Here is a 15163-nt window from a genome sequence, read left to right on the forward strand (position 1 = left end):
ATGTCCTTCTACATGCCTTTCGCTTTAGGGGCCGCAGACGAAGCCGCCAGGCACGGATACGACCTCACCCTTGTTTCGGATCACTCAGCGGGCCGGCCTGGTTGGACCCATGTGGACGGCACCATACTGGTTGATGCCATGATGGAAGACCCTAGAGATAGAACACGAAAGAAAATGCGGTGAAATTCTCGACGTGATGGCCTCCCAAGGCGCCCACCACGTCGCCCTGATCTGCCCTGAGCCCGGTGACGAATACTCGTGGGGACGGCAAATAGTGGCCGGATACAGACAATGGTGCACCCGCCAGAACATCCACCCTGTTGTGGAGGTCGTCAGCAATTTCCCAACGAACCGCGAACTTGACGCGTCGCTCGCCCATGCGCTCTCGGACGGCGACGTCGATTCAATACTATTCGGATGGCAGGACGTCGCCCTCCGCGCGGAGGCAGCCCTGACGCGGCTCGGCCGCCCGGCAGGAACGGTGAGTCTCGCAACGCTGCTCAGCTCCCAAGACAACCTTCACGACTCGTATCCTGCGGGCCTGGATTTGCGTCCCTATGAGTTCGGCCAAAAAACCGCCATCGTGCTTTGTGAAGCCATCACGAGGCCATCCTCTGGACCAACCCATCAGGTCCACGAAGCCAGCGTAGTTCTCGCCTCAGACCGCAGCCACCCATCGACGTGACCCGCTCTGTATCATCCCCAATGACCGTCCAAACCCTGCACCGGACGAACGAATCCAAATCGGGTGCAAGTGACCGCCCGCATCAAGCCGATTCGAATCCTGCGTTTTTCGACGTCGATCATTGGTGAGGTTTCGACCCGGGAGACGTGACTTCCCATGCGTCCGGGCCACCCAGCCCGCGAAGGTGACACGAAAATGGCGTTCGAGCTACAGTCTTCACCCATCTGGCTTGGATGATTGAAGTACACCCCAACCTGACGTCAGATTCTGTGCTGATTAGCGGCAGGTTTGGGTTCGATTTGCCGATACCTGACGGCACAGTATCGAGGTCATAGACCCTAAGTTGACAACCATTCGAGCACCCGAGCGCTGCTCCGTCGTCCCTCGTGACTCAGTGCCAGCCCCTGTCCTGGCACTGAGTCACAACGTACCGCTAGTCCCAGAGGTGCGAGGCCTTCAGTCGTCTCACACCTCTGGCATCCAAGGCCGGTGCCCCCAATTTGAGGAGAATCGTCATGCACGCGGCCGATGCCTGCACCATGAACGGTCGTGAACAAGAAGAATGTGGGAGCATCCGAAAGCCTAAAGCCGGAGGCAGGGCAGGACCGCGTTGATCGCCTAACCACCGAACTGCGCTCCCAGTCGACCGAACTCGAGCGCCTCCACGCCATCTACGACGAACTCGACACACGGAACGGCCTCCTCCACAACGAGGTCCTCCGACTGAAACGAGCCCAGCGTACGAACGTACAGGATCTCGCACACGTGGCGGCAGCCCTGGTTCATATGTCAAAAGTGAAGGGCGTAGCCCTCGACCCCACGACCGTCGGCATCCTCCGCCGTCGAGGCTGGCTGCCCAGGAAGAGCAGAACCGGGGCGCTTCGTGCATGACCATGTCCATCGCCCGACTATCAGTGAAGTCCGGGCTGAAGTACCTCTTCAAGTCGACAATGCTCGACGACGCCCGCCCCACTCCCGCGGACACCATCAGCTACTACATGGCCACCGGCACACCGCAGGGCCGCTGGATCGGTCGCGGACTCGACGGCATCAACCGAACGCCCGGACAGATAGTCACGGAATCCGACGCAAGGTCAATCTTCCAGGACGCCCAGTACCCCGACACAGCATCGCCCCTTGGCCGCGCTTACGGCGAAGCCACCATCACCCAAAAGAACCACGGCCAAACTAACACCAACCACGCCGTCGCCGGCTTCGACCTCACCTTCAGCGTCCCCAAATCAGTCTCCGCACTTTGGGCCCTCAGCCCACGCCGACTCCAAGAGCAGATCCTCCAAACCCACCACGAGGCAGTCGAAGCAACGCTCCGCTGGCTCGAAGACCTTGTCATCAACACCCGCGCCGGACGAAACGGCATCGCCCACCTCGGAACACGAGGAGTCATCGCCGCCGCCTTCGACCATTGGGAATCACGGGCCGGCGACCCGCAACTCCACACCCACGTCGTAATCGCCAACCGCGTCCAGCGCATCACCGACAACGCCTGGACCACACTCGACTCGCGAAGCCTCTACAAGGCAGTGGTCGCCGCCAGCGAACACTACAACGGCCTGCTCTTCGACGCCCTGAAACAAAACCTCGGAACCGAAACGGACATCCGCGCTCCTGTCCGAAACACCCACAACCCAAGCCAACAGCTGACCGGCATCGACGACGCCCTCATCCGCGAATTCTCCAACCGATCGAGACTCATCGACGTCGAGACCGACCGGCTGGTCAACGCATGGATCGCCGAACACGGCACCCGACCATCGGCAACAACCACCGTCAAGCTGCGGCAACAAGCGACCCTCTCCACACGAAACTCCAAAGAAGCCACACCCTCACCCCTACGCGAGCTTTCGGCTACCTGGCGCGATCGCTCACGGAGCAAAGGCTTTGACCCTGAGCGAGTCGTCGCCTCTACGATCCGCCGATCGCACAACCGACCCTTCCGAATAGACGACATTGCCCCTGACTGGATTGCCTCCGTCGGGCGTGTCACCCGTCAACGCGTGGCCGCTAAGCGCTCCACCTGGAATCGCTGGAACCTAATTGCGGAAGCCGAGCGCGTTTGCGCCGAGATCCGTTGCGCCTCCCCTGAGGACCGCAACGCGACGATCGACGGCGTCGCCACCGCTGCGGAGCTCCAGTCGGTGCCGCTCAACGACTACCGCTACAGCCTCCCTCCCGAGGCTGCCAACGATCTACGTTTCGCCAACCGGAGCGTCTTCGATTTTCACGGATCACGCGTCTACACGGATGAGGCGACCCTCGCCTTCGAGGACCAGATTCTTGCGGCAAGAGACGACGACGGCGGCCCGGCTGTCAGCGCGAATGTCGCCATGGCGTCACTCGCCTCGTACAGAAAGGACGGCACGTCGGAGCTGCACGAAGACCAAAGGTCCGCGGCCGCCGAAGTCCTGCTGAGCTCTCATCGACTGGACGCCATCGTTGGCCCGGCTGGCACGGGAAAGACCACAACCCTCGGCGCGATCAAAGCTACTTGGGAACTGCAGTTCGGTGCAGGCAGCGTTGTCGGCCTGGGTCCAGCGGCTGCGAGCGCCGAGGTTCTTGGCTCGGAGTTGGCCATGGTCACCGAGAATGTCTCCAAGTGGCTTTATGAGTCTGTGGGTACCGGAGCGGCGCAAAGGAGTTCGGCTTTCTTTGATGCAGAGTCTCAACTCACGTCACAGGGGACTACGAACGCTGCGAAGTCTCTTCTCGAGCAACGGATCACGCGGTTGGCAGCAGAGCAGGCCCTGTGGACCTTCAGGGCGAATCAGCTTGTTTTGGTCGACGAGGCATCTATGGTTTCAACTCAGCAGCTCGCGGCCATCGTGTCACAAGCCAAACAGGCTCAGGCGAAGGTGTTGTTGGTCGGTGATCCGGCTCAGCTTGATTCCATCGACGCTGGCGGGGTCCTTGGCTGGCTCGACCGACAAGGGAAAGCCGCCCGCTTGAGTTCGGTCTGGCGCTTCCAGCACGCATGGGAGGCGTCTGCCTCTGTGTGTCTTCGTGAAGGTGACATTTACGCGCTCAAGGAATACGAGCATCATGGGCGGATCAATCACGGCATGTATCTGGACATGATGGACCGCGCCTATGCTGCTTGGCACGCTGACGTCCTTTCAGGGCACGCTTCGGTCCTGATCGCTCCCGACAACGAGACGGTCAGCATGCTCAACCAGCGAGCCCAAGCCGACAGGGTGATCCTGGGCGACGCCGACGTAGAACAGACACTCGTGCTCAGGGATGGGCTGCAGGCGGGTAGCGGCGACATCGTCATTGCCCGTCGGAATGATCGATCCCTTATGGACGACCAGGGCGCATTCATCCGGAACGGGACACTCCTGGAAGTACTCGGTGTCAACGTACGTCACCGATCCCTGCATGCTCAGCGGACGGATACCGGTGCGACGGTGGAACTCGGTGCCTCATACCTGGAGTCGTCGGTAGAACTTGGCTATGCCACCACTGCCCACCGGTCTCAGGGCATCACGGTGGACTCCGCTCACGTCGTCGTCACGCCTGGCCGACTCACCCGTGAACTTCTGTACGTCAGCATGACCCGTGGACGACTCTCCAACACGGTCTATGTCAGTGAGAACGACCCCGACGAGGACGAGATCCTTGACCCGAGCGCGCGATCCAGCTGGCGGGCGGTACTTGGCGAAGTCCTGGCCTCGGAAGGCGCTGAGCGAACGGCCCACGAGATTCGCGAACGTGAACGCTCTCGCGCAGACAGTCTTGAGCGGCTCAACCGCGAGTATGACTATCTGGCCCAGATAGCGGCGAGCGCCGATCTGGCAAACAGTCTCGGGACCCTTTCGCCCGGCCTGGCTGACACCCTGCCGGCCTCCCCCGCATGGGGAGCGGCAGTAGCTGCATGGCGCCAAGCGACAAACACCAATCGCCCAGGCGCGCATCGGGTGCTCTCCGAATCTCTCGGGTCAGGTGCCACGGCCAATGACCTCACCTCAGTTATCCAATCACGCCTTCGCCGCTACTGCTCCGCGATGCCCCACGCATCCATCGATCCCCTGTCAGAACAGCTCTTCTTAGAGCGCGACGATCTGAAAGAGACTCTGAATCAAGTACGACGGCGGATTGGGAACCGTACAGATCTCGTCGCCAAAGCAGCACTACTTGAGGAACCTGAATGGAAGACAGCCCTCATTACGGAACTCGGGCCACATGCGGATGCGTTCGAGAACGCATCCTTGATTCGCGAAGTTGCCGTCTACAGAGATCGCTGGGGTATCCACGACTCCTCCATTCCTTTCGGTACGGCTCCAGACGACTGGGAGCGGGAACAGCGATCGCAATGGGAACACCTCCAAGTGGCAGTTCACGCGGCATCCGAATCGGCGCTCGAGACGCCAGACATCGTGACCTTCAGCGGAATGCCTACCCAGCAAAGCCTTACCAGCGCGGGTTGGCAGCTTTAAACTGGACATGGAGCAACAGATGCAAGTGAATCCAGTCCTCAAACCGAAGTTAGCGACACCCACTCTGATCGTCACGAGCGTGGTGACCCTGTCCTTTACCGTCGTTCTTGCTGCGATGGCCTTTGCTTTTCCCGCAACTGGCTTGGTCCTAGTCGTCGACTTAGCTGCAGGTCTCATCTTGTCCTTCGTCTGGTACAGGCGGATCCATGACAACCGCGTGTGGAAGACTACAAGCCACGCCCAATGGCAAGTACTGGAATCCTTGAAGAACACCGCGGGGACCACGACTGAAGTGACTGTCCTCAGCGTTGACTGCCCACAGCCAACGGGAACCTGGATCACAATCCGCTGGAACCGCTTCGACTACATCCAGCCCGCTTGGATCGAAGCGCTACCAGAGCCCATCTGGCCCGGCTCTGTACTGCTGATCCGACCGGATCCCTCCCAAGTGCGCCCAGGCACCCCGTGGCCCGCAACCTACTCGATAGCAGCTGACCACGTCCTCACGTGGGCTCCCCTCACATGAGAGGCCGTGGCTGAGTCGGGTAATCAGCGTCAGTTGTGAACCTAGAAGTTTCTCGTGGCGGATACGCACAATCTCGACTCAACGAGTCACCCTTGCTCGCTCCCGGTGCTGGTTCTGTAGGGTGTCCGGATGGACGACACTACAAAGTTCTTACTCACTCTGGCGGCTGGCGCCTTAGGGGGTGCTGTGGTTGCAGGAATCTTCGCCATGATTAACGCGGGAATTGCCCACAAACGAGAATCCGAACAATGGCGCAGGGCTCAGAAACATGAACACGACATATGGACGCGGGAGAAGAAGTACGAGGCGTACAAGTTGTTCTTTTACGAGATCAGCCGGATCCTGGATTGGACACAGGATGTCATGAACACGGGACGAACGGATAGCCTGTCCACGCGTGAAGAAGCTGAAGGCATATGGCGAATGTCCGCTGCAGTCAATTTGCACCTTCCCGAAGCACTGGCACCGGACTTTGCTCTTGTTGCAAACTACCTGGCCGATTTGGCTCAATGGGGTCGGAACAGCATGAACGGCGTTCATGACCCAGACCGATATCACCGACTCCACGAAGAAAACAAGGCCGCTTTAGACGGACTTACAGAGGCGATGAGAGCAGACCTAACAATTTAGGAGCCGAGCCCACGAGCAGGGGCGGCTTCTGTGAACAAAAATCGTGTAGAAGCCAGTGTTGATGTAGCAAGCTACAGCGGCCGCCCCCTCCACGATTCCTTGTCTACCCTCTTGATCTGCCCCGCCGGGAACCACTGAACGTGATAGGCCCGCCGGTCATCCACCCACTCCACCAACCCAAACGACCTCGTGTACTTAGTCGCCCGCCCATAGATTTCTCCCACTCGAACCAATGGCTGCTTACCAAGGTCGAGCTCGATGATCTTGCCGTCGTCCGGTTTGGGGTGATTGTCGTCGGCCTCGATCTGGGCCACCATGCGTGCGAAAGCGGTGGAGTCTTGCTTCGGTCTCATAAATCAAGATTAGAACATATATTCGAACGCGTGGACTCGACCCCAGACAGCGAGCTGCCCACGTCACCGACATGCGACGTGGGCAGCGAGTTGCAGGACCGAATCAGGCCGACATCTCATTCCCCGGCGTCCCCCCGAAAGGGGACGACACCACCGGGCTTTTGGTCGTCACGTTGTAAACGGGCCAACCCGTCGCGGTCGTAGCCTCCGGACCGGTCGCCTCCACGGTGGTTTCCGGTTCCGTGACGGCACGCGCAGAACGCTGGTAGGTAGCAGTCCCAAACCTAAGATCAGGACCAATCGTGTCCGCAATAATGCGACGAGCCTCGCGGCGCTCGCCGTCCTTGTCGTACGACCGGAATTCCAGTTCGCCCGAAACGGTCACCGGGTCCCCCTTCTTGAGAGATGTAGCCGCGTTTTCTGCCAGCATGCGAAAGGCCGAAACGTTGTGGAAGACCGGCTCGCCGTCACGCCAGGTGCCGTCTGGATTCTGGATGCGCTGGTTCACGGCGACCCGGATCTTCGCATGCGGCGTTCCGGACTCCCCGATCGTGAGCTCAGGATCCGCGACAAGGTTTCCCGCAATGGTGATGGGAATCTTTGTGTTCATGGTCGATCTACCTTCCTTCGCCGACAGGCTTCTCCCATCGGACATCTCTTTGGTTCAGGGACCGGCCAACTCCGGGCCGGGCATCGAGGCGTCCGGTCCAGGCACACCAGCGTACGTAGGTGAAGCCGTCACTGCAGGCGAAGCACCGACAGCAGCGAACTTCCCTCCAAACCCAGGCGGATCCGAAAAAGCGAGAATGCCTTTGGTTGCCGCCGTTACCCGCCCCAGCACGGACTTGGCGATGTCCACGCGCGACGTCGGAGCACGCCCCTCCTGCAGTTCCTTCTCGGTTCTGATGACCGCGTCAGCCCACCCGGCCAAGTAAGTGGCCGACTGTGGCCCACGATCAATGCCATGAGCCCTGAGGACGGTGTAAGCCACCGATTCGGCCTCTACTTCGGCCAAGCCGCGATGGTTCGCGCTGCTGCCGTAGAGGCGGCCAACACTGTCGTCGGGACCATGCAGCAGGACGTGCCCTAGTTCGTGGGCAAGGACAGCGACCCGCTCCTCGCTGCTCATCCACAGACCAACTTGGATTCGACGAGCGTCGAAGTCCGTATAGCCGCTCGTGTAGCCGTATTGAACACCTGACACCTCAACCCTGAAGCTGCGTCCTTTCGCGACATCACAAAGGGACTGCCACAGTTCGTCCAAGTTTTCCCCGGTTTCAACGGCGCCCCGCGGCACCAGGATCGGTGTTCCCTCCGTTTGAGTAACGTCAAAGACTGCCTGTCCCCGCCAGCCCGTGATGACGTTCTTCTTGCCAAGACTGACCGCATCAACTGGAACTGCCTGGGCCACGGGCAACAGCTTCCGCTGACCATCGGCCATCTTCAACTCCTGCATGGAAGCAGTCCGCGGTGCGATCACCCAGAGCGCGTGCTCGCCCCGCAGCACGGTCCGCCCATGGCGCGCCCACTCTTTGTAGCCAGCAACGAGAGTCGGTTCCTCGGCACCACGCTGCGCCATCTGCGCCATCAGCAGGGCGACGTTGCCCCCTGAATAACGCCACAAAGTGGCTGAGGCGTCGAGCAACACCTGCCATCGAGCCGGCGACTCAATAGCTTGCTCAAGTGCAGAGTGGAGTCCTTCGGTGAGACTGGCGATGCGCTCCTCCGGTGACATCCGGACGCTGGGCGCGGCCCCGCCGTCGTTAGTCCCGCCTGAACGGTGAGTGTTCGGTTCAGCTTCTGCGGCCACGACAGCCATCCTTCGTACTTCTGAGTCAGCCCCGAGAAGGGATCACCTATCCATGTCCGGTTCGGGCCAGGACGCCATGACCAGATCAGGCCCCGAACTGATGAGCGCTCAATTTCCAGTCATCGAAAGCCGGTTCCGCCGGTACAACCCTGGTGACCGGCTCCTTGTGGCTCTGCAGACCGACACAGCCTGCGGTTCTCGTGTGGGTTCGGAGACGCTCGACGGCGTGTGGGAGCCTCTCGTGGAAGGCCAGCGGACCGAAGCCCGAGTCCTCAGGAGTGAAAGAAGCCACCTCGGCACGCTGCAGCGCGTAGAGCTCGGCGACGACCTCCGAATGCCGCCACCAGCAATCCGGCACAACGGAGGTCGTCAATTGGTAGGTAGCGACGAACCATCGAACCCATTCAAATAGGCTCTGCCACACAACCTCAGCTTGTTCAGGCGACATATCCCGCCAGCGCCGAGTAACTCCTACGGTTCGGGGCGAGGACTGAAACGATGAGCGGAAGAGCTCCGCCGTTAGTTCGTCGTCAAGGTCAGAGATGCGGCCAACTTCGAAATCAGAATCATCCGCCTGGGTACTCATGAATCAGCCTCGCTGTTCGATTCCTGCCGGGTCAGGTGACCGGCAGCCAACTCACGCTCGGTCTCAACTTTCGAACGGCCCAGTTCAGCAGCGTCCTTGCGTTTGTGCCAGTCGCGCAGGTCAAGAAGTATGGGTCGAGTTCGTCGTCCGAGCATGAGGGCAGTACCAACGGGCAGACGACGGATCTCGTCCAGGCGGATTACCGGAGTATCCCGGATTTGTTCTCCGTCCTGGCGCCCTTGAGCGGACCAGGACCGGGTGTTCATGATAAGGCTGCGCTCCCCCAGCAGACCCGCCAGCGAGCGCAGGTCACGCTCGTCTGACCCTCCGCCGAAGATGACTTTGATGATGGCTGAGTCCCAAATTGTCGCCGCTTCCTCAATCGACCATCCGCTACGTGCTTGGGATAAGGACTGAAGGACGACAAGAGTCGAGATGCCGATCCCTCCGCCATCAGAGAGAACAACGGGCAGCCCGGGCCACGGAGACAGGTTGGCGATCTCGTCGAGGATCAGTGACAGCGGCGGATCCAGCCGCCCGCCGGCAGAGACAAAAGCCATCTCTCGGGCCGCGTTGTCGATGTCGTCAATCAGCGCGGAAAGATAGGGCCCTGCGGCCGCGGCTCCGGACCGGGTGCCTATCAAATACAGCGTCCCTCGCTGTCTGATGAAGGCCTTCGGGTCGAACTCCTGGGTTTCGTCCTGCGGATTCAGCGCCGCCAATACTCGTGGCGAGGACAACGGTGCAACCGCTGCAGAGACTCCAATCCAGGAGTTCGATGTATTGCGCGGATCGTCCTCCAGTATCCCCATCAAGTCAGCCTGCCAACCGAGCGCGGCTCCCGTGCGGCCGAGGACGTCCAAAGCCTCGCGTGCCAGGACTGGGCTGGAGGACCAACGGCGGAAAGCAGCAATACCCTCACCCGACAAAGCCGCGGCATGGAGGAGACACTGCAAAACAATCAGCGAGCGCTTCTGCCACGCCGCGTTCTCACCCTTCATCTCCGTATCTGCAGTAATCACCAAGGCTCGACGGGTTGCGATATCCGGATCACCACACCCCCGGACAGGCGACCACCGAAGCGTGGACGGCAGCCCCGACATGCCTTGGGGATCAAACACAGTCACAGGCCGCCCATCACTCATTCGGGCCCGCATGGTCACTACCAGGTTGTCTGCACGCGTTGACGTCGTGACCACCGCCCCTGGTGCATCGAGGATCGCATTGATGACCACATACAGGCCCTTGCCCGACCGCGGAGCACCTTGAATAACCATCGACTCCTCTGTGGACACGTGGATGGTCACACCCCGCGAGCGCCCAAGCGTCCACGACACGTCTTGAATACTCGGTCGACTCAGCCCGGGACGCGTGTACACGCCACGACGTCGGACGGCTCTGGAACCAAAGTCACGAACAATCTCCGCCCTTCCAGCCACGCCGTCCCTACCCAGAATGTCTTGACGGAGCCACGCACCTGATTGTTTCCACATCCTCCAGCCGAGCACTCCCCCAACGGCGAGCGCCGCTCCCACGGCAAGCACGCCGCCCACGATCCACCAGACTGCAGCCAGGTCAGGCGCACACTCCCGCGAGATCCAGTCAACGCGGCCTACTAGCAGCCCGACGCCGGCCACCGGATTAAAGAACGACGGCGGCCTGCCGCCACACTGCCGAGGCGTCGCCAATGAGGCAGCGGCCTGGGCGAGAAAGCAAAAGACCACATAACCGGCAATCCCCCACAAACCAACGGAGACCATCGGATTAGGACTTGCTGATCGTGTCCTCACAGGTGCATCCGATCATCAGTACCGAAGACCTCAAGCTCATCGGTCGTCACCCGGTTCGCGACGATAAACGACCGATTCCCCACCTTCCACAGCCCGACACCCTTGGGCAGGTTCTCAACGTGGTCGCACTCAGCCTCTGTGAGTCCCAGGGCCTCCTTGGTCAGCCGCATGGCGTCGTGCTTCTGCCGGTAGATGATGCGAGTGTCCGCCTCTGTCAGAAGACCAAGCGCTTTCTGCCTATGGCCACTCGTGCTGTCACCGATCTCGTTGAGGTCTGCCACCTTGTGCATGATCAGCAGGTTGGCGATCCCGTAGGTGCGCGCAAGCCTCCACTGCTCGCTCATCTTCGCCAACATGTAGGGATCGGCGAGCATTCGCCAGCCTTCGTCGTACACCACAAGCCGTTTGACGCCGTCGGGGTTTGTCACCGCCGCCTCAAGCCAGGTGGCGCTGCAGGCGGCAGCCAAGGACAGCGCCTGCTCGGACGCACCGATCAAAGCCGACGTGTCCATCACCATCATCGGCGCATCAGCATCGAACGCCACCGTCGAGGGCGCATCGAACATACCTTCCAAGTCACCCGAAACAGTCCTCCGCAGCGAATGACTAACGGCAACGCCCCCATCTCTGCCAACCAGGGCCAGCGTCTCCGGCGACGGTCGCAGCAGGTGGTCGAGCACCATGGGGAGTGTCGGCGTCGAGTTCTCCGCAGTCGTTTCCATCAGCGCCATGTCCAGAGCCGTGTGTTCAACCGGATGAAGCGGAGTGCCCTGCCGCATGAGAGAAACGAGAGCCACGAGTAATTGCCGGCGCCGCTGCCGCACGACGGCCTTCCACTGCATGTCCGTCAGCAAACTCGGCCTCGGTCCAGCATCCAGCGGGTTCACACGCGCCGACCGACCCGGACCAACAGAAATGACCTTGCCGCCCACAGCGTTGGCTACCGAAACCCACTCACCTTTGGGATCGGAGGCCACGGCCGCCTTCCTGCCCAAAGTTATGGACCTCGCAACAAGCGACTTCCCGCACATCGACTTACCAGTCCCCACCGTGCCGATGACAACGATCGACGGTCCGCTGATGATCCCCTTGTCGTAGAGAATCCACGGATCATACGAGAATGCGCCGGAGCCGAAGACATCCGTTCCGATGTAGGTACCTTCGTGGCCTAGGCCGGACTCCGTGATGAACGGGTAGGCGGCCGCGAACGTCATGGTCGATGCTCGGTGCGGTGCCGGCCGCAGTCGATGGGGACCCCACAAGGAGTTGGCTTCTCGACTCCCCCAGTCACCACGAAGGCGCTCGCGGTCTGGTTGTTCGGCGGCCTTGTCTTCGTCTTTCTGGAAGAGCTTTCTCTTGGGTTGAGCCGCCGCTGCCGCCGCCCGTTTGGCGTCCTTCCGCTCCGAGCGAGTGCCCGACGGCGTATAGGTCACCTCTTGATTCTTGAGGCTCATCGCAATCCCCGCCCCAAAGGAAGTCCTCCAGCAATGAACGCAGCCCACTGCTGGCCGGCAAGCAGACGCAACTCGACGAACGCACCAGCCGCCGCTGACTCTAGTTCATGGCGATGACGGGCCAGGTCTTCCAAAGACTCGGCGGTTATGGTGACGAAGGCCGTGGGTCTGACATCGCCGTGTCCTGCGACGATCTCCTCTTCCCGCTGAGAAACCTCTTCTTCCTCAGCACGTTGCTCTCGCGTCGTCGGCCGATCGAAACGAGCGTTGATACGCCTTCGCGTTTCGTGCACTTCTTGGGCAGAGCGGATGTCCCGGAGCGCTTCGACGGTCGGTACGGTCCTGATCACCTGGGTAACCGTATGTCTGAAGTCGCCGATGTAGACAAGCGGATGCAGGAAGCCCGGGTACACCTTCTGGCGCGGCCATTCCGCTACCCAGAATGTCTGGTGGAACCCCGAGTCGCTTCGAACGTACAACCAGTGCTCTTCGACCGCCATCGGACCGGAACTGTGACGGAGTGGCTGCATCTCGTCTCTGGGCTGATGCTCCGGCTCTGAGGAACCACGTGCGAGGGTCTCAGGATCAAATGCTCCGCGTAGGACGCCAAGCAGCTTTGACTCGGACAACCATTCATCAACCCTGACACCGTGAGTTGCCAACGACGTCGTGATCGCGCCAACCTCAAGACGCAGTAAGCGTTCGAGCCCGTTCTTCCCTCCGCCGGATTCCTTGATCCGTCGTCGGGACTTCGATGTGTCCACCACGAGCGACAGCAGAACATCGTGACTCATCGCCGACCCGGCCGCAGAGATCAGATCCTGATACGCAATTTGCCCCCACGAGCTGCGCTCGCCGTCTGCAACGGTGACAGTCCGATCGTAGAAATCCTGAAGCGCTGACGACGGGTACGGCACGGTGTAGTCCTGGACCGCAATGCGTGCGACGTCAGATCGTTGGGCTAGCCCCGCTTGCACCCTGGACCACGCCTGTGCAGCCCAGGCTTTGTCATCGTCGTCGAGCAGAGCAAACGATCGAGTGCTGCAACGGAGCACGACGATGGCTTCCTTGCCCGGGGCGTCGAGGACCACGCATTCCCCACGGGAAAGCGGTTGGACTTTGAGGTTACCCAGGCCCCCAGGCAGCGCAAGCTTTCCTGCTTTGACAGGGCGCTCTGGGCGAGCCAGGTAGCGAGTTTGCCCTAGAACACTCCGTACGAAGAACAGGACGATGAGGCTGCCCCAAATCGGATACGGAATCCGTGAGTACTGGAGGACTCCGAGCAGCACGAGTGACATCCACATCGGGGCTGTCACTACGAGGCCACTGGGACCGCCCGCAACTGAGGCAATTATCGCGACAAGAACGCCGGTGGCTACTAGCACTAGCTGATACCACTTCAGCCCCATGAAGATTCCACGCCGTTCGTACCTGGGAAATTTGACGGGTTCCAGTGCCCGCAATTCATCACTCATTGGACTTGTCCGGTGGTAGAGGCCTGTAGGTGTCCTTGTGCTTGATTGGCGGCAGTTCAGTCGCCGGCAAGGCTGTGTTCGGAGTCCTCACTTCGGGTGCCCGTGGGGTTGGGCGTTGACCGGCGAATGGTGCTTTGCCTGTGCCGCCGGAAGTGCGGTTCGTTGGTGCCGAGGGTGTGGAGCCACTTGAGTCAGTGACCACCTGTCCCCTAACGACTGAGGTGCTGGAGTCGGAACGGCCCGACGGCGCCCCCTCCAGAAGGGCGACGTCGCCGCCCGAGCGGTGTACCGGCGTCGTGCTTGAAAGACTCCGCGGCAGCGGCACGGATGGCGGAAGGGCTCTAGTGGGGATGTCCCGACGGCTCGACGGAACTGGCCGAGAGATTGCGGAACGGGCCATCATGGATGCGATCGTTAGTCGCCCGCCGAGTTGTCGACTGACTTGTCGCGAGGCAAAGTTGTTGCCGCGCGACAGGACGTGTCCGCCGCCAGCGGTCTGGGCTGCTGCGGCGAGTTCCCCACCCGCGAAGCTGACGAGCCGGAGCGCCATCAACGGAGCCCCGCAGGCAAGGACCATACCGACAGTGCCAGCAGCGAGTCCCGCGAACGATGTCGAGTCCGCGAACAACTTGATGGCGGTTGCCAGAACAGTCGCGGCCAGAGGTTTCGCCAGCAGGAGGGCGACGACGATTTCACACCACCGCCCGGCCCAGACCTTGGATTTCTCCCACGGCAGCATCATGAGGGCGACGGGCGCTACTGCGGCGAGGACTGCGAGTGCGAAGGTGCGGAAAATCATCGAGCACATGAGGATGAACGCCAGTATCCACACCACGACGACGGCCATCGCCGTCACGATAGCTCCACCAACCGCACCACCTTGGTTACCGGGTGCGAGGGAGATGACGTTCCATTCTCGGCCTGAGCCCTCAGGAGCTCGTTCAAAGCCGAACAGCCGCATGAAGACTACGTACGGGTCTGTGCCGATCGACTCCAGGAGCGCCGCCGAGGCCTGGTCGCTCGCTCGGGTGAGCTGACGGACGATGTACACAGCGGCGGCAACGAGAGGAACGGCTGCCGCTCCCCCGATCAGTGCACGTAGGAGTCGCCTGGGTTGCTGACTGAGCAGCCCCGACAAGAGCTGAATGATCATCACCACGACGAGCGGGGTCATCATGACGATGACCCACCAGTTGGTCAGTCCCCCGATGGCCGTCCACTGGGAGTCGTCGACGTCGGAGACGGTGAAGGCACCCGTAATGAAGCCCCACATCCACGATGCGATGTTCTGGAGGACGTTGGCGAAGATGGATGTGATGGAGCCTTGGATGCCGTCGTTCGCTTGGGAAACGAGTCCGCATCCTGGCGGCCACCAACCATTGAGGTCACAGTCGACAGGCATG

Annotated in this window: 12 protein-coding genes; 5 read left to right on the top strand and 7 right to left on the bottom strand. The window is 61.0% G+C overall.

Annotated features, from left to right (window positions below):
* Nucleotides 1–193 precede the first annotated feature (193 nt).
* The 5 genes from ACIPY3_RS12210 to ACIPY3_RS12230 all read left to right on the top strand — a co-directional run bounded on the left by ACIPY3_RS12210 (nt 194) and on the right by ACIPY3_RS12230 (nt 6292).
* On the top strand, nt 194–685 hold the full coding sequence (locus ACIPY3_RS12210; RefSeq protein ID WP_400334403.1) for a hypothetical protein: 492 nt from the start codon (nt 194–196) through the stop codon (nt 683–685).
* Between the two features lie 549 nt (nt 686–1234).
* Entirely contained in the window at nt 1235–1576 is a 342-nt protein-coding gene (locus ACIPY3_RS12215; RefSeq protein ID WP_400334405.1) for a hypothetical protein, read from the top strand.
* The gene (mobF, locus tag ACIPY3_RS12220) at nt 1573–5136 is read left to right on the top strand and encodes a MobF family relaxase (RefSeq protein ID WP_400334407.1); all 3564 of its coding nucleotides are present in this window, start codon (nt 1573–1575) and stop codon (nt 5134–5136) included. Before ACIPY3_RS12215 ends, mobF begins: the two co-directional genes overlap by 4 nt.
* 19 nt (nt 5137–5155) lie before the next feature.
* Nucleotides 5156–5662 carry a hypothetical protein gene (locus tag ACIPY3_RS12225; RefSeq protein ID WP_400334409.1) on the top strand — a complete coding sequence of 169 codons (507 nt, stop codon included), beginning with the start codon at nt 5156–5158 and terminating at the stop codon, nt 5660–5662.
* 129 nt (nt 5663–5791) lie between these two features.
* Nucleotides 5792–6292 (top strand): hypothetical protein, encoded by a 501-nt coding sequence (locus tag ACIPY3_RS12230; protein ID WP_400334410.1) that lies wholly within the window; start codon nt 5792–5794, stop codon nt 6290–6292.
* A gap of 71 nt (nt 6293–6363) precedes the next feature.
* Here ACIPY3_RS12230 and ACIPY3_RS12235 read toward each other — a convergent pair whose 3' ends face one another.
* From ACIPY3_RS12235 to ACIPY3_RS12265, 7 genes are all read right to left on the bottom strand, one after another.
* On the bottom strand, nt 6364–6645 hold the full coding sequence (locus ACIPY3_RS12235; RefSeq protein ID WP_400334412.1) for a hypothetical protein: 282 nt from the start codon (nt 6643–6645) through the stop codon (nt 6364–6366).
* A 103-nt stretch (nt 6646–6748) separates the two neighbouring features.
* The gene (locus ACIPY3_RS12240) at nt 6749–7255 is read right to left on the bottom strand and encodes a single-stranded DNA-binding protein (protein WP_400334414.1); all 507 of its coding nucleotides are present in this window, start codon (nt 7253–7255) and stop codon (nt 6749–6751) included.
* A gap of 54 nt (nt 7256–7309) precedes the next feature.
* Nucleotides 7310–8455, bottom strand: a complete 1146-nt coding sequence (locus ACIPY3_RS12245) for an ArdC-like ssDNA-binding domain-containing protein (RefSeq protein WP_400334416.1) — start codon at nt 8453–8455, stop codon at nt 7310–7312.
* Between the two features lie 582 nt (nt 8456–9037).
* The gene (locus tag ACIPY3_RS12250) at nt 9038–10348 is read right to left on the bottom strand and encodes a type IV secretory system conjugative DNA transfer family protein (protein WP_400334417.1); all 1311 of its coding nucleotides are present in this window, start codon (nt 10346–10348) and stop codon (nt 9038–9040) included.
* Between the two features lie 479 nt (nt 10349–10827).
* Nucleotides 10828–12285 (bottom strand): ATP-binding protein, encoded by a 1458-nt coding sequence (locus ACIPY3_RS12255; RefSeq protein ID WP_400334419.1) that lies wholly within the window; start codon nt 12283–12285, stop codon nt 10828–10830.
* Entirely contained in the window at nt 12282–13760 is a 1479-nt protein-coding gene (locus tag ACIPY3_RS12260; RefSeq protein WP_400334421.1) for an SCO6880 family protein, read from the bottom strand. The genes ACIPY3_RS12255 and ACIPY3_RS12260 overlap by 4 nt, the downstream gene beginning before the upstream one ends.
* Nucleotides 13753–15162, bottom strand: a complete 1410-nt coding sequence (locus ACIPY3_RS12265) for a type IV secretion system protein (protein ID WP_400334423.1) — start codon at nt 15160–15162, stop codon at nt 13753–13755. The genes ACIPY3_RS12260 and ACIPY3_RS12265 overlap by 8 nt, the downstream gene beginning before the upstream one ends.
* Nucleotide 15163 lies beyond the last annotated feature (1 nt).

The organism is Paenarthrobacter sp. NPDC089714 (assembly GCF_044748905.1).
In the GTDB taxonomy this organism is placed as follows: domain Bacteria; phylum Actinomycetota; class Actinomycetes; order Actinomycetales; family Micrococcaceae; genus Arthrobacter.

Bases quoted from the DNA above. Each gene is read 5' to 3' on its own strand.
- mobF (WP_400334407.1), top strand. From the start codon at position 1,573: ATGACCATGTCCATCGCCCGACTATCAGTGAAGTCCGGGCTGAAGTAC.
- ACIPY3_RS12225 (WP_400334409.1), top strand. From the start codon at position 5,156: ATGCAAGTGAATCCAGTCCTCAAACCGAAGTTAGCGACACCCACTCTG.
- ACIPY3_RS12230 (WP_400334410.1), top strand. From the start codon at position 5,792: ATGGACGACACTACAAAGTTCTTACTCACTCTGGCGGCTGGCGCCTTA.
- ACIPY3_RS12235 (WP_400334412.1), bottom strand. From the start codon at position 6,645: ATGAGACCGAAGCAAGACTCCACCGCTTTCGCACGCATGGTGGCCCAG.
- ACIPY3_RS12240 (WP_400334414.1), bottom strand. From the start codon at position 7,255: ATGAACACAAAGATTCCCATCACCATTGCGGGAAACCTTGTCGCGGAT.
- ACIPY3_RS12255 (WP_400334419.1), bottom strand. From the start codon at position 12,285: ATGAGCCTCAAGAATCAAGAGGTGACCTATACGCCGTCGGGCACTCGC.
- ACIPY3_RS12260 (WP_400334421.1), bottom strand. From the start codon at position 13,760: ATGAGTGATGAATTGCGGGCACTGGAACCCGTCAAATTTCCCAGGTAC.
- ACIPY3_RS12265 (WP_400334423.1), bottom strand. From the start codon at position 15,162: ATGCCTGTCGACTGTGACCTCAATGGTTGGTGGCCGCCAGGATGCGGA.